We start from the raw sequence: 20,217 nt of genomic DNA on the forward strand, positions 1-20,217 counted from the left end.
ACCCGCGCACCGAGGAGTCTTCCGCGTCGGCACCACCGAGACCCGCACCAAGCCGTACACCGACATCGAAATCCCTTCGGGCGGCCTGTTCGTCCTCGGCGGGCCCTCGCGCCTCGCCTGCCACGGCGTTCCCAAGGTCTACGAGGGAACCGGCGACCCGGCCACCGGGCTCGACGCGGGACGGCTGAACGCCACGATGCGGGTCACCGGGCTCACGTAGAGGTCTCTCCGGGCTCCGTTGTCAGTGGGCGCCAGTAGGTTCAGTCGTGTTCCGCCGATCCGGCGGGGACAACCCCTCAGCTGTGCATTGGAGATGGCGCGTTGTCGGATTGGGAGAGGTCGAGCACGGCACGGGTGATACCACCCGCGCGGCCGCGCAAGCTCGCCAAGGTTCCGTTCGTCGAGCTGGCCGACGGACGCCTGCAGGGCGTGGTGTCCAGCGGCTCGGACATCGGGCGTGTCTACGTGTCGTCCGTCGCCGCGGGGACCTACGCGTTCGCCTGCAGCACCAACAACAACCGGCCCTGCGGCGGTGCGCACGGATCGTTCTGCAAGCACATCGACGCCCTGATCAGCGAGGCGGTTTTGCAGTACGGCGCCGAGCGCGTCGTCCGGTACCTGAAGATCGAGGTCCCGGACGGGGATGTGGACGGGAACCGGCTGGCTTCAGCCATGCGGAGCACCCGTCCGCCGATGGACGCGACGAAGGCCGCCGCCTCCGTCTTCAGCCGGTTCCTGCGACACCTCGCCTATCTCGAACACGCCCCGGCCACCACGCCGTTGCCCGAGATGCAGTTCTTCCCGCCGACCAGGGCGGTGGCATGATGCGCGCCGACCTGCTGGCCGAACCCGTGGACGGGCTGGACGAAGCCCTGGAAGCCGTCGACGCGTTCGACCGCGCTCTCGTCGCAGGCCTGCTCCGTCCCCAGCCCGCCGATGCCGCCGGTCCGACGCGGCTCGCCGACGCCGTGGTGGGGACTCCGCTGGCCACCAGGGTCGCGGAGGCTGCCGCGAAGGCGTCGGCCGGAGCAGCGGGCGAGGACCACTTCCTGGCTCTGGCCGCCGCGCGGACCGCGCTGCTCGGCTCCGTCCACGACGCGCTGCTGACCCTCGTCGAGGACGCGGCCGGCCGTGCGCGCGGTGAGGAGGCCGTACCGGCGGCCGCCGCGCAGCCGACGGTGAATCTGCTGACCGCCGCCCGTGCCTGGCTCTGCGATCTGGCGCGCTGCGGATGGCAGGGCCTCGACCACGACGTGGTGTCCGGGGCGGCGGAGGTCGTCTCCGCGATGCTTCCCGACCCTTCCCTGCGCCGCCTCGCGACCCTCCTCGACGGCTTCGCCGCCGAACTCGCCGCGTCCTGTCCCGGTGCGTCGACGGAGCGGTTCCCCGTACGCCGGTGGGCCGACCTCTGGTCGCGTGGGATGCTGCTGACGGTGCCCGGCGCGGCCGGTACGACCGTGACGGGGACCGCCGACGGACGTCTGCTGCCCCTCGGTATCGACGTGCAGGAGCACGCGACCGCCGCACAGGCACAGGTGCACGCGGTGCTCGAGCCCGCTGACGGCTCGGCGCCCCGCCTCGTGCGCGCCAGTGTGTCGGTGCCGAAGCCCGACACGGTCGTCGGAGCCGGGATCTGGCAGCTGCTGCGCCCGCACATGTCGCTCCTCGCGGCCGCCGGAGAGGGCCGCTCCATGGATCTCACCGGTATGCCGGTCACCGCCGAGGGCGACCTCGTCTGGAGCGACGAGTACGCCCGCCCCGGTGAGCCTGCCGAGCCGTTCGCCACCGCCCGCGTGGCACTGCCCACCGCGACCGCCCCGGCGACCGCACCCCTGGACCGGCATCCGGCGCGCATCGCCGTCCCCGTCTTCCTGGAGGGCTACACCGCTCGGACGGACGACGACGGCGTACTGACCTTCACCGTCGCCGGTCTCGAGCTGGTCGTCGACACCGACCGCATCCCGGCCGCCGGGCCGCTCACCCCCGAGGCCGTCGCCACGTCCGGTGCGTGCATCGCCCTGATCCGCTGGGACGCCGGGACGTTCGCGGTTCAGCCCCTCGCCGTCGAGACCACGGTGCGGAAGAAGGTGACCGCGGTGCACGCGGGGGCGTGGGCCGGAGGCACGGCCGACAAGGCCGGGGTCAGGGCGGAGAAGGCCGCCACCGACGCCGCGAAGGTGCTGAGCGAGCGAGCGGGAAGGCTGCTGCGGAAGTGACCGGACAACAGAACGCACGTACCGCGGAGCCCGGAGAGGCCTCGCACGACAACCGCCGCCAGGTCGTGTACTGGCGCCTCCTCGCCCAGCTCTTCGACCCGGAGGAGCAGGCGGCCCTGGAGTCGGCGAGCATCGCCGTGGTGGAGGACATCGGACTGCCGGCCACGCTGCTGGACCCGCAGGCGTCGGTCGACTCCGTGGTGCAGCGCCATCCTGACCTCTCCGCCGAGTTCGACGGCCTGATGACTCCGGAGGCGGACCCCGGTGAAGAAGGAGCAGCTGATGACGCCCGCGACCGAGCCGCAGAGGTGCGCCGCGCCGCGCTCGTGTCGAAGGTGCTGCTGAACGTCTTCCGGACCCCTCCCGGCACCGTCACCGCGGGCCAGCTGTCCCGGTGGCAGTCCGACGCGGGCTGGCTGGAGCGCGCGCTCGGCTGTCGGCCGGGCGAGCTGCGAGGCGGACGCGCCGGAGGTAAGGGCGTCAGCCCGACCGGCACGGGCGGAGGCGGCAGGACACCCGACCTCAGTCGGCTCATCCCGGAGATCGGCCCGGAGCTCGGCTCCATCGAGGCCGGCCTCGTCAAGCGGATGAGGCTGCGCGAAGTGCTCGCCGACCCCCAGCTGGCCGGTCAGCTGACCCCGAGCATGTCGCTGATCGAACAGCTGCTGCGCGACAAGGACAACCTCTCCGGTGTGGCCCTGGCCAACGCCAAGTCCTTGATCCGCCGCTTCGTCGACGAAGTCGCCGAGGTACTGCGCACGCAGGTGGAGAAGTCGACCGTCGGCGTCCTGGACCGTTCGGTTCCGCCCAAGCGGGTGTTCCGCAACCTGGACCTCGACCGCACGATCTGGAAGAACCTCACCAACTGGAGCCCCGAAGAGGAACGGCTCTACGTCGACCGGCTCTTCTACCGCCACACCGCGCGCAGGACGACGCCCCAGCGGCTGATCGTGGTCGTCGACCAGTCGGGCTCGATGGTGGACTCGATGGTCAACTGCACCATCCTGGCCTCGATCTTCGCGGGCCTGCCCAAGGTGGACGTCCACCTCATCGCGTACGACACCCAGGCGCTGGACCTGACCCCTTGGGTGCACGACCCGTTCGAGACCCTGCTGCGCACCAACCTCGGAGGCGGCACCGACGGCACGGTCGCCATGGCGCTGGCCCAGCCGAAGATCGCCGAGCCCCGCAACACGGTCGTGGTGTGGATCTCGGACTTCTACGAATGGCAGACGGAGCCGCTGTTCGAAAGCATGGCCGCCATTCACCGCTCCGGGGCCAAGTTCATTCCGGTCGGCTCCGTGACCAGCTCCGGCCGAGCCAGCGTCAACCCGTGGTTTCGGGAGCGCTTCAAGGACCAGGGGACGCCGGTGCTCTCCGGCCACATCCGCAAGCTCGTCCACGAGCTCAAGACCTTCCTCACCTAGGGCTTCTCGTCCTAGGCGCAGTTGAACCCAAAATCTTGGAAAGGCCTATCGACATGTCCGATCTGTTGCGCGCTCCCGCCGAGATCAAGTACGCCGAAGAGCTCGACTGGCTGGAGTCGGTCGACGACGGCCCCAAGCCGTTCTCGTGGCGGCTGTCGCCCAAGATGGTCCGTCTGTTCATCCTTGGGTCCGAGCGCTCCGACGGCCTCGACCGGGAGATTCCCCAGAAGTGGTACGGCGACCGCAGCTTCGTCGAGCGCTCCATCGTCACGCTGGCCTCCGACCGGGGCCTGCTGCTCATCGGTGACCCGGGCACGGGCAAGAGCTGGCTGGCCGAGCTGCTGTCCGCTGCCATCTCCCGTAACTCCACCCTGGTGGTCCAGGGAACGGCCGGCACCACCGAGGACCACATCAAGTACTCATGGAACGTGTCCATGGTGATCTCCAAGGGACAGTCGCGGGAATCGATGATCCCCTCACCGATCATGACCGCGATGGAGACGGGAGCGATCGGCCGTTTCGAAGAGCTCACGCGCTCCACCAGTGACGTCCAGGACGCCCTGATCTCGATCCTGTCCGAGAAGTACATCTCGGTCCCGGAGATGGACACCGACAACATCGTCTTCGCCAAGCCGGGCTTCTCCGTCATCGCGACGGCCAACAGCCGGGACCGGGGCGTCAACGACCTGTCTTCCGCGCTCAAGCGCCGCTTCAACTTCGTCCGCATCCCGGTGGTGACGAACAAGAAGAGTGAGGCGCAGATCGTCCGCTTCCGCACCGAGGAACTGCTGCGCCGCCACCAGATCGAGCTGGACGTGCCGCCGACGCTGCTCGACGTACTGCTCCAGAGCTTCGCCGACCTGCGGGCCTCCGCCGCCGCGGCGGGCAGCGACGACGAGAAGCTGGAGTCCGCGCTGTCGAGCGCGGAGCAGATCGGCGTACTGGAGGACGCGATCCTGCACAGCAACTTCTTCGGCGAACGCGCGCTGACCGCCCGCACCCTCGCCTCCTCGCTCGTCGGTTCGCTGGCGCGGCGGGAACCCGAGGACCTGGCCATCCTCAACAAGTACCTGCACGGCGTGGTCGAGCCGCGTAGCAAGGAAGAGGGCGGCTCCTGGCCGGAGTTCCTGGAGGGCGGCCGCGACGCGATCGCGACCCTGTCATGAGCGCCCTGAGTACGGGAACGCCCTTCGAGGCGCTGCGAGGACAACTGCAGGACGCCGCGACCGAGCTCGCCGACGGGCCGGACGCACTGCAGGGAATCCTCCTCGGCATCGTCGACGACGTCGACCGCGCCGTGCGCGAGCCGCTGGAGATCTTCCCCGTCTGCCACCACTCGCCCGCCTCGGCGGTCGCGATGGCACGGCGGCTGCGGGAGAAGCAGCCGAAGGTGGTGTATCTGGAGCTGTGCGAGGACATGGCACCCCTCCTGCCGGAGCTGAAGAACTGCCGGCTCCCGGTCGCCGTCCAGGCGTTCGCGAGTGAGGTCAAGGGCTTCCCCGCGGAATGGGCACCACTGTCGGTCGTCGCTCCGATCACCGAGGCTTCGGCCGAGTACCAGGCCATCGCCTACGCACTGGACACCCCGGGCGTCGAACTGGTCCTCGTCGACCGGTCCTCGGACCATGTGTTCCAGTGGCAGGCCCGCGCACCCGAGCCCACGGACCCCGACGGGCCGCCCGCCGAAGAGGAGGCGGCGCTGCACGGCGACGCCGTAGGGGTGGAGATCGGCGACATGCGGCCCCGCTTCGCGGAACTGGAGGAGCACCTCCTGCACCACGGCCGCGTGCGGCACTGGTCGGAATGGTGGCACCAGTACGTCGAACTTCCGCTCGGCGACAGTGACCACGACACCTATCGCCAGGTCATGCTCCTGATCGGCAGCCTGTTCCGCAGGCTGGCACCCGGAGACACGGAGCGGGTCCGCGTCGACGAGGACCGCGAGCGCCACATGTGGACCCGGATGCGCGAGCACCTCGCCGCGACCGGCACGGACCCCGAGGACTGCCTCTACGTCTGCGGCGCGTTCCACGCGTCCAGTCGCGTCGCGGAGTTCGGTGTCCACGGAAGCGACACCTTCGAGATCAGCCCACCGAGTGAGAGCACCTGGCAGTACGGCCTGATCCCCTCCAGCCACGCGGCGATCGAGGCGCAGTTCGGTCTGGCCGGCGGGTCCGTGTCGATCGCCGCCACCCAGTGGGCGAAGAACCTCCGGCGCACCCGGGTGCAGCCGTTCCGGCTCGCGGGCCAGGCGGGCGCGAAGAAGGCGGCGAAACAAGGGAAGGCCGCCGCGCCGGCCGTCCCCGTGGCCCCGGAGGCCCTCTCCGACAAGCTCTCCGGCTTTCTGCGGAGCCCGCCCGCTCTCGACCGGCTGGACGAGGCCGAACTCCTCGGCTGGTCGGTGGAGATCGTGCGATCCGCCCGCCGTAACGGCTACCTCGCCTCCACCGCGGACGCCATCGCCGTGTTCGAGGCGTCGATCCTGCTCGCCGGTATGCGGGACCGGGCCAGGCCCACCCCGTACGACTTCCAGGACGCGGCGGTCACCTGCATCGAGAAGGAGACCGTGCCGGGCAGGCGTGATGTCCGCCGCCTCGTGGAGATCCTGATGGGCGGCGACCGGATCGGCCAGGTCGGCTACGACGCGCTGCCGCCGCTGGCCCGCGACGTGCACGACCGCCTCGCCCCGCTGAACCTCAAGCTTCAGCAGCGCGGGGTGCGGCGGGCCCTGCTGGACATGACGTCCCAGCCGGAGCTACGGCAGTGCTCCGATGTGCTGTGGATGCTGCGCCACCTGATGCCCCACGGCGCCGCACGCCCGATCATGGGTGAGCGGGAGCTCGGCAAGCAGTCGGTCCAGGAGTCCTGGGACCTGGCGCTGGGCACCCATCAGCGGGCCCTCATCGAGCTCGGTTACGAGGGCGTCAGCATCGAGCAGGTCCTGGAACAGCGCCTGCGCCGCGCCGCGTACGCCCCGAACGCCACCACGGCCCAGGTCCTCGGGGCCGTCGAGGATGCCGAACTGCATCTGCGCAGCGGCCGACTCGCCGACGAGCTGGGCACGCGCGCCCTCGAGGTGCTGGCCACCGAGCGCAGCGTCGACGGAGCGCCGGAGGTCCTGCGCAGGGTGCGCCGGCTCCTCGCGTACTACCGGATCAGCCGGCCTGCGCTGCCGTCGTGGACAGAGTCCTTCGCCAAGACGGGATACGCGCACTACTGCACGCTCCTGCCGACGGCGTTCACCGATGAGGACGCGACCGTCCGCCAGGTCGCCGCGATGCTGGGATTCCTCTTCAGCATGGAGAGCCTGGCCCTGTCGCTCGGCTGCGACCGGACCCAGCTGGATCTGGCCTTCGCGCAGTCCCACCCGCGGGAGCCCTCCAGGGTCGCGCTGCTGTGGGCGGCCCAGGTGCAGCTCGGGCAGCTCTCGCGCGCCGAGCTGAGAGGGCGGTGCGACCACCTGCTGGCCGACCCACTGGTGCTGTCCTCCTATCCGCGCTACCTCAGCGGATTCCTGCACGCTCTGGAGCCGGTGCCCCAGCTGGCCGACTTCGTCGTGGAAGCGGTCTCGAACGCCTTCGCACGGCTGCCGGACCCGGTACTGCTGCCCTGGCTGCCGACGCTGATCACGACCTTGAGGTCCGAGGGCGCCGACCTGGCCCCGCTGCTGATCCGCGAGGCCGGACGAGTCTTCCCCGGCCGCCTCGCGGCGCTGGACGCCTGGGTCCCGCCGTGGCAGGCCGCCCCGGAAGCGCCCGCTGCCCCGGCGGCGACCGGTGGCGGCGCGGCCCGCCGTGCCGTACTGCTCGCCGCCCACCCGGAGACGTGCGACAGCGTGGCGGAGCTGCTGGGCTACGAGGGCACCTGGGAGGCGGAGGCGCCGGCATCCTCGGGCGCGGTCCTCGTCGGCCGTCACCCGCAGACGGCGGCGGCACTGGAGGCGCTGCTGGCGGGAGTCTGACGGACGGGGGAGGGACAGCCCGCGTGTGCCGCCCCGGGTGGCACACGCGGGCTGATACTTCGGCACGGGCCCGGCAGCGGGCGCCCGGCCCCGGCACGCAGGCATCTCCCCGCGCTGGCCCCAGTGGCGTACGCCCAGGTCAGCGGCGCGGCCCGCGGATGCTGTCGATGATGCGGGTCCAGTTGTCGCCGCCGTGTCCGTCCTCGATCGCGCGCCGGTAGTGGGCCTGCACGGCCAGAGGGAGCGCGAGGTCGAGGCCGAGTGCCGTGCTGGTCTCGACGATGTGGTCGGACGTCGCACCCATCATGGTGACCGTGCTGAGGCCACCGGGATGCTTTCCGGCATCAAGCGCGGCACCGGGGACCTCTTCGCCGGCCCTGACGATGGCGCTGATCGAATCAGCGGCGGAGAGCAGTTCCGGCAGCACTTCCTCGGCCGTCATTCCCGCGGTGCCCAGCATCGCGGTGGCGTGCATCAGTGCGGACAGGGTGGTGAGGAACAACGCGAGCTGGGCTTGGTACATCATCTGGGCGAGACCCGCGTCCTCGCCCAGATACTTCGGTGTGCCGAGCAGTGCCAACGTCGCCCGGTGGTTCTCCATCACCTCGTCGGGACCGCTGTAGTAGACATAGGCCGCCTCCGTGCCGACCATCGGCGCCGGGACCATGACCCCGCCGGCGAGGAAGGCGGCGTCGTGGCCCGCTGCCCAGGTCGCCGCCTCGCGTGTGCGGTCGGGGGTGTCGGAGCTCAGGTTGACCAGCGTCCGGCCGGCGAGCGATGCGGTGGCGCTGTCGAGGACGTCGTACATCGCCTGGTAGTCGGTGAGGCTGAGGATCACGAGCTCACTCGCTTCGACCGCCTCGCCGGGTGTCGCAGCGAGTGTTGCTCCGTCGGTGACGACGCCGTCGGCCCGGCCGGCGGTGCGGTTCCAGACGGTGACCGGGTGGCCGGCGGCGAGGAGGGTGCGGGTCATGGCCTGGCCCATCGGGCCGAGTCCGATCACGGTGACAGGGCTGTTCTGCCTGGTGGTGCGGTTCTGTTGTTCGTTCACCCCTCTATGTTCGGAGAGCGCCACTACTCTCGGAAGTACCCACTATTTTCTGCGGTACTTACCTTTTCGTAAGGGGACCAGTGATGGCCAAGGCGCCGAGACGCGGGCCTTATATCTGTGGCATCGACGCCGCGCTCGACGTGGTGAGCGGCAAGTGGAAGGGACTGATCCTCTGGGAACTCGACACCTATCGCGTACGCCGCTTCGCGGAGCTCCGCCGCGGTCTGACGGGGGTCAGCGAGAAGATGCTGACACAGCACCTGCGTGAGATGGAGGAGGACGGTCTCGTGCACCGGAAGGTCTACGCCGAGGTGCCGCCGCGGGTGGAGTACTCGCTGACCGAGCACGGGCGCACCCTCAACCGGGCGCTCGGTCCGCTCGGCGCGTGGGGACTTGAACGGATACGCCGCGAAGTCTCCGACGTGGTCGACGTGGCCGGGACCTCGCACGGCTGAGCATCTCGGCCGCCGGCATCTTGGCCACCGGCCCGAAGGACGTGCGGCGGGACAGCCGATCGTTCACTTCGCTTCGCGACCAACGGGCGCGCTCCGGCGACGCTTCGAGTTCCACACGGGCGGTGCCCGCAGCCGAGAGCCTGGCCTCGTCAGGACTGCGAGAGGCGGCGGGCGGTGGATGACCGGTCGTCAAGCTCCGTTGTCAGTGCCTCCTCCTAGAGTGAACGCATCACTTGGGGAGCCTCGAGAAGGAGCAGACACGTGTCCGCCAACAAGATCCAGCACAAGGTGAATCACGTCGCGCTCGTAGTGGACTGTTCGGGTTCCATGTACCAACACCAGGATCAACTCATCCGCGTCGTGGACGAGTTCGTGGCGGGCCTGAAGGCCGAGTCGGACAACCTCGGCCATGAGACCCGGATCAGCCTCTACTCCTTCGACCACAGGGTGGAGAACCTGGTCTGGGACATGGACGTGAAGCATCTGCCGTCCATGCGGGGCCTGTACAAGGTCAACAACGGCGCCACGGCACTCATCGAGGCCTCTCTGAAGTCCCTGGACGACCTGGGGCACATCTGGGAGGAGTACGGCGAGCACAGCTTCCTCCAGATCGTGGTGACGGACGGCGAGGAGAACGCCTCCGGCGGCGACAGACGGCACGACGGGGACATGTCCATCCTCGGCCCCTGGCTCGACAAGATCGCGGCGAAGATGGGCGGGCTCCCGGGTCACTGGACTTCCGCGATCCTCGTCCCGAACTCCCTGGCGAAGCGAACCGCCCAGAACTACGGCTTCCCGGCCGGAAACATCGCCATCTGGGACGCGGATTCCCAGAAGGGCGTCGAGGACGCGATCGGTACCGTGCGAGCTGCCGCCACCAGCTTCCTCCGGGGCCGGGAGCAGGGCGTGCGCGGCACGAAGAACCTGTTCGCCGTCGGCCAGGACATATCGGTCGACGAGGTGCGGGCGAACCTCGAACCGGTCGCGGCCGACAGGTACCGGCTCCTGAAGGTCGACAAGGAGGTCGAGATCCGTGCCTTCGTCGATTCGCATCCGGGCGTGACGTACCAGCGCGGTTCGTGTTACTACCAGTTGGGCACCCGGGTCCAGGTGCAGCCCGACAAGGACGTCATCGTGGTCGAGAAGGACACAGACCGCGCGTACACAGGCGATGCGGCGCGCAGCCTTCTGTTCGGCACCGGTATCCATGGGACCGTCTCCGTGAAGGCGGGGAACAATCCCAAGCTGGAGGTGTACGTGCAGAGCCGCTCGGTGAACCGGAAGCTCAAGGCGAATACGCGACTGCTCATCATGCTCTGACGTGCCGATGGCGGCTCCGCGATCGGACGTCCGACGTCCGACGTCCGTGACAGTCGCAGCCCGGGAGCGGTCGCGTGACGTACGTGCACCCGCGACGTACGCGGACCTACAGCGTCGTGGCCGGCGGGAGAGGCGTCGCGGACGGTTCGACGGCCGACCGCAGGTACATCCGAGTCATGCCGGGCGTGAATCTCTTGGACGAGAGTCCCCGGCTCCACCAGCACCCAGTGGGCGAAGCGTGCAGCGGGGCGGCGATCCTTCTCTCTCGTTGCCCGGACCGTTCACGGATGTGCCACCGGGTGCGCTGCGGAGCCGAGGTACGTGCGCCGCTCAACGGTCAGGCGCTCCTCGCTAGGATTCCGTGCGGACCCCGCCCCCGGAGGGAGGGGCCAATAACCGCCGATACAGGGCGATTTCCGAGCGGGTGCGCCGTCGCGCGAGCACTACCCGGAACGGCGACCGTAACACCGAGTGAGTGGAGTACCAGTCATGCGTGGAGGCAGCATCGCCGTGGTCGGAGGCAGCATAGCGGGGTGTGCCGCGGCGCTGGCCGCGTCGCGCGGCGGAGCCGAGAAGATCACCGTCTTCGAGCGCGCCGACGCCCGACTCCGTGACAGAGGAGTGGGGATCGCTCTGCACAGCGACCGGTACGGCGAGCTGAGGGACGCCGGGTACGTGGCTCCCGAGATGCCCTGGGCGCCCCTCACCCGGCGCGTGTGGAGCGCGCGCGACGGCGAGGCGGATCACGGCCGGGCGATCGGCGAGCAGCCGTTCCCCTTCCGTGCCTACAGCTGGGGCTCCCTGTGGAGTGAGCTGCGCCGCCGGGTGCCCGAGGGGGTGTCCTACCGGTCAGGCTCGGTGGTCACCGGCGTGGAACCGGACGCCGACGGTGTGACGCTGCGGCTCGCGGACGGATACCAGGAGCGCTTCGACGTCGTGATCGGGGCGGACGGCTACCGTTCCGTCGTCCGCGAGGCCATGTTCCCCGGAGCTGACGCGACGTACGCCGGATACATAGGCTGGCGCGGTACGTCGTCGGACGTCGCGGACCTGCCCTCGGACGGCCACGACGCGCACAACATCGTCTTTCCCGGCGGCCACTGCATGATCTACCGCATCCCGGACGGCACCGGCGGGCACCTGCTCAACTGGGTCCTCTACACCGTGCCTCCCCGGACCGACGGCCACCACCCCGACCTGCGGACCCCGACATCCCTGCCGCCGGGCCGGCTCAACTCGGAGCTCACCGCGCACCTGCGCGCCCTGGTCGCCGACAACTTCCCGCCGTACTGGGCGGCCAGGGTGCTCCGTACGCCCGCCGAGACCACCCTCATCCAGCCCATCTACGACCTGGAGGTGCCGCACTACACCTCGGGCCGGATGGTGCTCGTCGGCGACGCCGCCAGTGTCGCCCGGCCGCACATCGGCGGCGGCAGTGTGAAGGCGCTTCAGGACGCCACCGCACTGGAAGCCGCCTGGGTGGCCGGGGGCAGCTGGGAGGAGATCCTCGCGAGCTACGACGCCGGCCGAGGCCCCGTCGGGGCGGCCATGGTCGCGCTCGCCCGCCGGATGGGCAGCGCGCAGGTCGAGAACACACCCGACTGGTCGGCCATGGGCCAGCCGGAGTTCGACGTGTGGTGGCGGGACCAGAACAAGGGCTCCGACCGGCGCAGCGGCTTCGGCGGGCACAGCATCAAGGCCGGGTAGGCGCGGAGCGCGACGGGGGCGGTGGCCGCACAGGCCCCGCCCCCACTCCGCCCCCGTAGCGACTGGGTGTCAGACTTCCGTCGGCGCGAGTTCGAGCGCGGCGTGCAGCGCGGTGCCGTCGGCACGGACGTCCTCGCCGTCCATGCGCAGCGTCATCCGCCCTGAGGTGAGGACCGTGAGTGTACGGGCGCACGCGGCGGCCTGGGTGGGGCTGGGGGACACCAGCAGTACGGCGATGCCTTCGTCCGCCAGTGTGGTCACCAGCTCGTGGACCTGGCGGACGAGCACGGGTGCGAGGCCCTCGGTCGGCTCGTCGAGCAGCAGGACACGCGGCGAGCCGAGCAGGGCGCGGGCGAGTGCCAGCATCTGCTGTTCGCCGCCGGACAGATCCGTACCCCGGTTGCCCCGGCGCTCGCCCAGCCGGGGCAGCAGTTCCAGGACGCGCGCGGGCGTCCATACGCTGGGGCGTGTGGTGTCACCGCGGCGCGGCGGACGGAAGGACAGCCGCAGGTGCTCGGCGACCGTGAGTCCGGCGAACACACGGCGGCCCTGCGGTACGAGGCCGATCCCCGCGCGGGCGATCCGGTGCGCGGGCAGCCCCGTCACATCCCGGCCGTCCAGGCGTACGGTACCGGCACTCGGGCGCATCAGTCCGGCAACGGTGTGGACGAGGGTGGTCTTGCCGGCGCCGTTGTGGCCGACGACGGCGTGGACCGTGCCGGCGGGCACCGACAGGTCGAGGCCGTGCAGGACGGTGCCGCCGTGGTAGCCCGCGGTCAGGCCGGTGAGTTCAAGCATTGGGGGCCGGTCGTCCTTTCGCTTCGACGGTGGGGACGGCGGCTGCGGAAGGCGCCGTACCGGTGGTGTGGTAGGCGTCGCGGACCTCAGGGTGCGCGAGCGCTTCCTGGGTCGGGCCGGTGACGAGAACCCGCCCCGCTGCCAGCACGGTCACCGTCGAGGCGAGTTGGGCGACCACTTCGACATGGTGCTCGACCAGGACGATCGCGACACTCTCCGGCAGGCCGCCGAGGATGCCGAGGAGCCGTCCGATGTCACCGTCGGTCAGCCCGGCGGCCGGCTCGTCCAGCAGCAGCAGACGTGGTTCGCCCGCCAGCGCCGCGGCGAGGTCGAGCATGCGGCGCTGTCCGTGGGAGAGCGTGGAGGCCGGCCGGTGGGCGATGTCCGCGAGGCCGACGGCCTCCAGATGACGGCCCGCCGACTCGGTGTGCTGCCGGTAGCGGGACGGGCTGCGCCACGCGCCGCGGCGCTTCGGGTGGTGCGGCCAGCCGGCCAGGACGACGTTGTCCAGCACCGTCAACTCGGCTATCACCGACGGCTGCTGAAAGCTACGGGCGATGCCGAGGCGACTGCGCCGGGCAGTGGGCGTACGGGTGATGTCCGCGCCTTCCAGCGCGATCGTGCCGTGGTCGGGCCGGTCGGTGCCCGCGATGAGGTTGAGCAGCGTGGTCTTGCCGGCGCCGTTGGGGCCGATGACGGCGTGCCGGGCTCCTGCGGGGAGCCGCAGGCTGATGTCGTCGACAGCGGTGAGACTGCCGTATCTGCGGGTGAGACGGGTGAGGTCCAGTACCGGGGGCGCCGATGCGGGGTTCGGTGCGGGCGTCATGTCGAGGCCTTCCCGGTGGGGGTCGGGGTGGGGGAGGCCGGGGGACGCTCGTCGGTCGGGGGCCCCTCGGGCGCCGGCCCGCTCCGGCCGGATCCGCCGCGCAGACCGGCCAGACCGCGGGGCAGCAGGTACACGGCGGCGACGAACAGCGCACCGAGCAGCAGCGGACCGTGGCCGGGCCACGAACCGGCGACCCAGTCGCGGGTGATGACGATGAGCCCGGCTCCCATCAGGGCGCCGATCACGGACGTCGTGCCGCCGATGACGGCTGCCAGCAGGGCGAAGGCGGCGATCTCGAAGCCGACGTCGGCGGGGGACAGGTACTGCTGGACGGTGACCATCAGCGAGCCGCCCACCCCGGCCAGCGCACCGGCGCAGACGTGTGCCACCAGCAGGTAGCGGCCCACCGGGTGTCCCGAGGCGCGCATGCGGGCCTCGGCGCCCCGGGTGCCGGTCAGCAGCTTCCCGGCTGGGGAGCGCAGCACGAGCAGGGTGACGGCGACGGCGATGGCGGCGACGACGAGGGCGTAGGTGTAGAGGTCACTCTCCTCGGTCATCCCCTCCCCGCCCCACAGCGCCTGCGTGGCCGGGAAGCCGACGAGGCCGTCGGCGCCGCCGGTGACGGATTTGAGCTGGTTGATGACCGCGCCGGTCAGTTCACCGATGGCGAGCGTGATCATCAGTACGGTGGTGCCGCGGGCCCGGATCACGGCGGGCCCCACCACCGCGGAGAAGACCGCGGCCGAGAGCGCCGACAGGACGATCTGTACGGGGCCCGCGGTCCACCCGGCGTCCGCGAGGTTCGCGGTGGCGTACGCGCCCACGGCGAACGGCGCGGTCTGCCCGAGCGTGGGCAGTCCGGCGTAACCGGTGAGGATGGTGACACTGACCGCGAGCAGCCCCAGAGCCAGAGCCGAACCGGCCAGCGAGATGCTGTACGAATCGAGCAGTCCCGGCAGCGCGATCAGCACCACGAGCAGGACGAGCAGCGGAGCGGCCTGCCGCCACGCGGCCCCGCGCGGAAGCCACCCGGTCCTGGCGGGCGCGCGCCCGCTCCAGCCCGCCGGCGCCCCTGGACGATACGGGGGCCGCGTAACGGACCTGGCTGCGTCCGTACCCTCCACCGGATCCGCACCGGCTTTTTTCGGCGCGGGTGCCCAGGCCGCCCCGCCCGGGCGGGCCCGCAGCCGTGCGGCGAGCCGGCGGCGGAGCCGGTCCACCGGATCCGGGGACGGGCCGTGGGAGTCGTGCGCGGCCGCCGGTTCCGCGAAGCGGGAGCGCAGCACCAGCACCGCCGCCATCGCGGCGAAGAGCAGGTACGGCGCCAGGTCCGGTGCCAGGGAGACGCCGAGCGTCTGGACCTCCCCGACGGCGACCGCCGCGAAGAACGTCGCCCACAGCGAGCGCAGCCCGCCGAGTACGACCACCACCAGGGACAGCATCAGCACCGTCTCGGACGTCCCGGGCCCGGGACCGATGATCGGTGCCCCCAGCACACCCGCCGCCCCGGCCAGCGCACCTGCCGCCGCGAGCACGCCGGTGTGCACCGCCCGGGGGTTGTGACCGGTGGTCGCGAGCATCTGCGGATCGTCGGCTGCGGCGCGTACCGCCGCACCCATGCGGGTCCGGGTCAGTACCCAGGTGCCGAAGGCCGCGAGCAGCACGGCCATCACGATGAATCCGAGACGGTACGCGGGATACCGGTGGCCCAGCAGCGTCACCGAGGAGTCGAGCGCCTCGGGGACGCGTACGGGAAGCTCGTCCGCCCCGAAGAACTGGATGAGCAGATCACCGCCGACGAGGGCCAGCCCGAACGTCAGCAGCGCCTGCGCGAGATGCCCACGTCGCGCCAGCGGGGCCGTCGCGGCGGAAAGGCCCGCCCCCGCGACGCACGCCGCGGCGGTCCCGGCCGCCAGCCCGAGGGCGAGGCCACCCCAGGTGCCGTCACTCAGTTCGGCTCCCGTGTAGGCGCCGATCGCGTACAGCGTGCCGTGCGACAGATTCAGTACGCCCGCGGTGCCGAAGGCAAGACTCAGGCCGGCGGCGACCACGAACAGCAGCAGCCCGTAGGCCACCCCGTCCACCGCCGGTATGAAGTGGGCATCGAGGAGATCCATGTCAGCTGCCGAGCGTCGCCAGGTCCTGGACCATGACGTTGGCCAGCTGGGATCCGTCCGGCCGGACCTGGCGCAGGTACCAGGTCTGCACCGGCGAGTGCGCCTTGTCGCCGAACTCCCAGGAACCGCGCGGGCTGTCGATCTGGCCCAGATCCGCGATGGCCTCGTTGATGGTCTGTGGTGTCACCTCGCCGCCCTTCGCCGCATCGGCGATGGCCTTGTCCAGCACGGCGGCCGCGTCGTACGACGACATCGCGTACGTGGTGGGCTGCGTGTCGTGCGCGGCTGTCCAGTCGGCGGCGAACGTGCGGTTGGCCTCGTTGTCGAGGTCGGCCGCGTAGTTCAGAACGGAGTAGATGCCCTTGGCCGCGTCGCCCTGGGCCTGGAGCACGCTGCCCTCGGTGACGAAGGCCGTGTACAGCGGCAGATCTGCGATGTCGGACTGGGCGTACTGCTTGGCGAAGTCGATGGCGGCCTTGCCGGCGTAGAAGCAGTACACCGCCTTGGCGTCCGTCTTGGCGATCTCGGCGAAGTACGGCATGAAGTTGGTGGTCTTCGGGAACGGCGTCCAGGTGGTCTCGCCGTCCGGGTTGGCCAGCTCGCCCTTGACCCGCTTGAACTCGTCGGTGAAGCCACGCAGTTCGTCGTAGCCGCCCTGGTAGTCGGGGCCGATCGCGTAGACCGGTCCGTCGACCTTCTCCTTGACGTACGGGGCGATGGCCTTGCCCGGTTCGTCGGAGAGGAAGCTCGTCGTCCACACGTAGGAGAGGTCCTTGACGGGCGGCCGGGCGTTCGACCCCAGGAAGGGGATCTTGGCCTGGTTGACCAGCGGCAGCACCGCGTTGAAGGAGCCGCCGCTGACGAAGCCCGTCAGCACGTCGACCTTGTCCTTCTTGACCAGCTTGGTGGTCGCGGGGACGGCGGTCGGCGGGCCGTCGCCCTCGTCCGCCACGATGAGCTCGACCTTGCGTCCACCCAGCTTGTTGTCATGGGTGTCCAGGTACAGCTCGAAGCCGGCGCGCAGCTCGGTGCCGACCGGCTCGTAGGTGCCGGACAGGGAGGCCACCAGACCCACCTTCACGGTGTCGTCGGCGGAGCCGCTGCCGCTGCTGCAACCGGTGACGGCCGCCAGACCGAGAGCGAGGGCGGCGGCGCCGGCCGGCCGTATTCTGCGGCGGCGGGAACGTGATGTGTCGAAGAACATGAGGGCTCTCATCAGAGTGTCGAGAAATGGGGACGGGACTGGCTGTGGAGCGGGTGGCACGGCAGCACGGGGCGGCCCGGCGGTCAGCGAGTCGGCGGCAGGCCGGTGTAGCGGACCTGAGGAGACAGTGCGTCACCGACCTGGTTGATCAGTTCGGACATCATGTAGCTGACCTCACCGATGTCCGCGTCCCTGGTCGTGGTCACCAGCAGCGAGGCTCCGCTGGAGACGGCCATCGAGAACATGTAGCCGCCGTCCATCGCGGTGAGGCTGTGTTCGACGGGATCGGTGTTCGTCAACTGGGCTGCGGCGGAAAGCAGGTTGACGACGCCGGACGCGATGGCGGCCAGCCGCTCGGCGTCGTCACGCTCCACACCCGCGTAAGCAAGCGCGAGTCCGTCCACGGACACGGCTATCGCCTGAGTGACTTCCGGGATGCGTCCGGCGAAATCGCTCAGGATCCAGCTCAGGTCGGTGGAAGAGGTCATTTCTTCGTCCGTTCGGTGTCGTCGTCGGTAGCGGAGCGGCCACGGGGGTTCGTGCTCCTGTTGATCCCCTGGGCGTAAGCCGCCAGGACGTCGGAGACCTGCCGGGAGTCCCGGCGACGGGGGGACGGCCTCGGCGCGGTGGCGCCGGAACGCTGCTCGGTGCCGTCCCGTTTGCCCAAGGTGGGCCACTGCTGCGTCGTCCTGCGCTGCCGCAGGGGCAGTCCTGAGGAGCTGACTCCGGCGACGCGCGAAGCCGGCTCGTCGTGGCCGGGCGGTGTGCTGTGGTCGCGGCCACCCTGGCTCGCTCCCGTGGCCGCGTCGGACCGGCCCGGTGTGGAGTCGCCGCCGGCGGACGCACTGCCCCTGCCGGCGCCCGCACCCGCACCGACGAAGGCGCCGTCGCGGTCGGGCCGTGCGCCTGCTCCGGCCGGCTGCCTGCGGCCGGTCTGTCCCGGCGGTGTGATCGGGCGAGGCGCCTCGTAGCGCACATCGTTGCCACGATCCTTGCCGTGATCCGTGCCGAGCACGCCCTGCTGCGGCCCGGCTTCCTGCGGGGCCAGGGCCAGCACCTTCGCGGGCAGCGTGACCTCGGCGATGGTGCCGGGGCCGGACGAGTCACGCAGTTCGACGACGATGCCGTGGCGTGCGGCGAGCCGTGCCACCACGTGCAGCCCCATGGACCGTACGTCGCCGATGCCCGTCTGCGGCTCGAGCAGCGCGGCGTTGTGGGCTGCGCGGCGTTCCGCCGTCATGCCCACCCCTTCGTCCACGATCTGCACGACGGCCCGGTCCCACAGTCGCCATACGGCGACCCCGACCTGTTTGTCCGGAGGCGAGAACCGGGTCGCGTTGTCGAGAAGTTCCGCAAGGATGTGCGCCACGTCGTGCACGGCGCGGGCGATGACGCCGATTCCCGATTCGATGGCCCCGAGGGACACGCGGTCGAATCGCTCGATCTGCTGAGCGGCGGCCACGATGACGGTGGAGCAGCCGACATCGGCCGCGCGCACCCGGGCGTTTCCGTAACCGCCGAGCACCAGGAGGTTGTTGGTGTTGCGCTCCATGCGGATGGCGAGGTGGTCCAGCGCGAAGAGGGTCTTCATCCGCACGGGGTCGGCCTCGTCGCGCTGCACCGTGTCCAGCTCGGAGACCATGACGGCGGTCAACTGCGCGCCCCTGCGCGCGACGCCGACCAGTGTCTCCGCGAACTGATCGTGGATGTGCGCCTGTTGGGCCGCCAGACGGACGGCCTCGTGGTGGACGGCGTTGAACGCCTCACCGACCTCGCCGATCTCGTCGTCGCCCGTGGTCGTGACCGGGTCACCCGTCCGCAGGGCAACCTGCTCGGGCGTCGCACCGCTCAGTGATCCCGGCTGGGACAGCTCGTGCATCACGGCGGGCAGCCCGGTGTGGGCGACCTCGTGTGCGGCGTTACGCAGATCGCGCAGCCGCCGGATCATGACCCGGCCCAGGCGGATCGCGACGACGACGGCGCCGACCAGGGTCAGCACCACCAGGGCGACCTCGGCCCCCGCTATCCACAGGAGTTCGGTGCGCGTGTCGGAAACCAGGGCGAAGACGGACTCGTCGATCCGCTTCTCCACCGAACGCAGCAGTGCCTGACGGTCGTGGGAGGCCTTCTGCCACTCCTGCGGAGTGACCGTGATGTCCTTGCCGGTGCCCGTACGCCCGATCTCGTCCTCGAGCCGCCGGGCCTCCAGCGCCTTCGTTCCCGAGAGGGTACGCTCCAGCCAGGTCCGCCACTGGCCGGGGCCGAGGTCGAACAGGACACCGGTCGACTCGGTGTAACCCAGCCGGCTGGCGTCGAACGTCCGCTGCGAGGCGGTGGTGAAGCCACCCGCGGCCTGCGCCCGCATCACGGTGACCTGCTGCTGGGCCGTGTGCTCGGCCGCCTCGGACAGGGCGGCGGCAGCACGGATCCGGTCGGCGATGTCGGCGTCGACCCCGTCCGCCTGCGCGATGCCGTCGCGGTAGCCGTTGAGGTCGGCGATCACGATCCGGTAGCCGAAGGCCAGCGCGGAGATGGTGCTGGTGCCCGAGCGCACCTGGGCGCGGAGGGCGGGCATCTCGTCGATGAACCGGTCGATGCGGTCCAGCGCGTCCTGTGCGTTGCCGGGTACCCCGGAGAGGTTCTCGGTCCGGCTGCGGAATCTGGCGACACTCTCGTCGGTCGCGTCGGAACTCAGCCGGAACACGTCCGAGTCCGCCTGTTGGGAGACCAGGGCGGTGGCTGCCGCCCGCTCACGCTGTAGCTGGTGGGTCAACTCCCCTGCGGTGGTCGCGGCATCGACCATCGCGGTCAGCCGGTCGGCCTGGAGCGCCTGGTCGGTCGCGGGCGCGAGGGCCAGAACCGAGAAGGTGACGGCGACGGCGAGAGGCGCGGTGACGAGGAGGGCGAGGCGGCGATTGATTTTCACTGCGCGGCTCCGTGACCGGAACCGGTGCTGAGTATCGGGGACACACAGATACCTGTTAACGGGTTGTGGGGGTGTCGGTGGGGGAACGACGGCACACGGTCCGGCCGTCAGGGACAGGCAGACTGTGCAGGTGGGAAGTTGTGCGCTCGAGGGTGGGGGGAATGGTGCCACTGGGGCTGGTGAGACCCCATGACGCGGCATGATCCTAT

Annotated in this window: 15 protein-coding genes and 1 pseudogene; 9 read left to right on the forward strand and 7 right to left on the reverse strand. The window is 70.6% G+C overall.

Translation table 11 applies throughout. From position 1 onward, the window contains the following. Positions 1-16: 16 nt before the first annotated feature. From ACWD04_RS18165 to ACWD04_RS18190, 6 genes and pseudogenes are all read left to right on the forward strand, one after another. A pseudogene (locus ACWD04_RS18165) lies at positions 17-220 on the forward strand (alpha-ketoglutarate-dependent dioxygenase AlkB); the annotation flags it as partial. 101 nt (positions 221-321) lie between these two features. After that, complete coding sequence (locus tag ACWD04_RS18170) at positions 322-825, forward strand: hypothetical protein (protein WP_451133018.1); 504 nt, start codon at positions 322-324, stop codon at positions 823-825. Then, positions 825-2,216, forward strand: coding sequence for a hypothetical protein (locus ACWD04_RS18175; protein ID WP_451133134.1), 1,392 nt, complete (start codon positions 825-827; stop codon positions 2,214-2,216). The genes ACWD04_RS18170 and ACWD04_RS18175 overlap by 1 nt, the downstream gene beginning before the upstream one ends. Beyond that, positions 2,213-3,643, forward strand: a complete 1,431-nt coding sequence (locus ACWD04_RS18180) for a vWA domain-containing protein (protein WP_451133020.1) — start codon at positions 2,213-2,215, stop codon at positions 3,641-3,643. The genes ACWD04_RS18175 and ACWD04_RS18180 overlap by 4 nt, the downstream gene beginning before the upstream one ends. A 53-nt stretch (positions 3,644-3,696) precedes the next feature. Beyond that, positions 3,697-4,809, forward strand: coding sequence for an ATP-binding protein (locus tag ACWD04_RS18185; protein WP_451133022.1), 1,113 nt, complete (start codon positions 3,697-3,699; stop codon positions 4,807-4,809). Beyond that, positions 4,806-7,604 carry a hypothetical protein gene (locus tag ACWD04_RS18190; RefSeq protein WP_451133024.1) on the forward strand — a complete coding sequence of 933 codons (2,799 nt, stop codon included), beginning with the start codon at positions 4,806-4,808 and terminating at the stop codon, positions 7,602-7,604. Before ACWD04_RS18185 ends, ACWD04_RS18190 begins: the two co-directional genes overlap by 4 nt. Positions 7,605-7,743: 139 nt before the next feature. Here ACWD04_RS18190 and ACWD04_RS18195 read toward each other — a convergent pair whose 3' ends face one another. Further along, positions 7,744-8,655, reverse strand: coding sequence for an NAD(P)-dependent oxidoreductase (locus ACWD04_RS18195; protein WP_451133026.1), 912 nt, complete (start codon positions 8,653-8,655; stop codon positions 7,744-7,746). An 83-nt stretch (positions 8,656-8,738) separates the two neighbouring features. On the opposite strand from ACWD04_RS18195, the gene ACWD04_RS18200 reads away from it, so the two are divergent. The 3 genes from ACWD04_RS18200 to ACWD04_RS18210 all read left to right on the forward strand — a co-directional run bounded on the left by ACWD04_RS18200 (position 8,739) and on the right by ACWD04_RS18210 (position 12,137). After that, positions 8,739-9,110: a winged helix-turn-helix transcriptional regulator gene (locus tag ACWD04_RS18200; protein WP_451133028.1), complete on the forward strand. Its 372-nt coding sequence runs from the start codon at positions 8,739-8,741 to the stop codon at positions 9,108-9,110. A 261-nt stretch (positions 9,111-9,371) separates the two neighbouring features. Then, positions 9,372-10,430, forward strand: a complete 1,059-nt coding sequence (locus tag ACWD04_RS18205) for a VWA domain-containing protein (protein WP_451133030.1) — start codon at positions 9,372-9,374, stop codon at positions 10,428-10,430. A 489-nt stretch (positions 10,431-10,919) separates the two neighbouring features. Next, the gene (locus tag ACWD04_RS18210; protein WP_451133032.1) at positions 10,920-12,137 is read left to right on the forward strand and encodes an FAD-dependent monooxygenase; all 1,218 of its coding nucleotides are present in this window, start codon (positions 10,920-10,922) and stop codon (positions 12,135-12,137) included. Positions 12,138-12,206: 69 nt separating this feature from the next. Here the strand turns inward: ACWD04_RS18210 and ACWD04_RS18215 are convergent, their stop codons facing one another. The 6 genes from ACWD04_RS18215 to ACWD04_RS18240 form a co-directional block, all read right to left on the reverse strand. Continuing rightward, positions 12,207-12,935: an ABC transporter ATP-binding protein gene (locus ACWD04_RS18215; RefSeq protein ID WP_451133034.1), complete on the reverse strand. Its 729-nt coding sequence runs from the start codon at positions 12,933-12,935 to the stop codon at positions 12,207-12,209. After that, positions 12,928-13,761 carry an ABC transporter ATP-binding protein gene (locus ACWD04_RS18220; RefSeq protein WP_451133036.1) on the reverse strand — a complete coding sequence of 278 codons (834 nt, stop codon included), beginning with the start codon at positions 13,759-13,761 and terminating at the stop codon, positions 12,928-12,930. Before ACWD04_RS18220 ends, ACWD04_RS18215 begins: the two co-directional genes overlap by 8 nt. Further along, complete coding sequence (locus ACWD04_RS18225) at positions 13,758-15,878, reverse strand: branched-chain amino acid ABC transporter permease (RefSeq protein WP_451133038.1); 2,121 nt, start codon at positions 15,876-15,878, stop codon at positions 13,758-13,760. Before ACWD04_RS18225 ends, ACWD04_RS18220 begins: the two co-directional genes overlap by 4 nt. Before the next feature lies 1 nt (position 15,879). Continuing rightward, positions 15,880-17,082, reverse strand: a complete 1,203-nt coding sequence (locus tag ACWD04_RS18230) for an ABC transporter substrate-binding protein (RefSeq protein ID WP_451133040.1) — start codon at positions 17,080-17,082, stop codon at positions 15,880-15,882. An 83-nt stretch (positions 17,083-17,165) separates the two neighbouring features. Further along, positions 17,166-17,570: a roadblock/LC7 domain-containing protein gene (locus ACWD04_RS18235; protein ID WP_451133042.1), complete on the reverse strand. Its 405-nt coding sequence runs from the start codon at positions 17,568-17,570 to the stop codon at positions 17,166-17,168. Then, positions 17,567-20,008, reverse strand: a complete 2,442-nt coding sequence (locus ACWD04_RS18240; protein WP_451133044.1) for a sensor histidine kinase — start codon at positions 20,006-20,008, stop codon at positions 17,567-17,569. Before ACWD04_RS18240 ends, ACWD04_RS18235 begins: the two co-directional genes overlap by 4 nt. Between the last annotated feature and the right edge of the window lie 209 nt (positions 20,009-20,217).

Source organism: Streptomyces sp. NPDC002911, assembly GCF_053591835.1.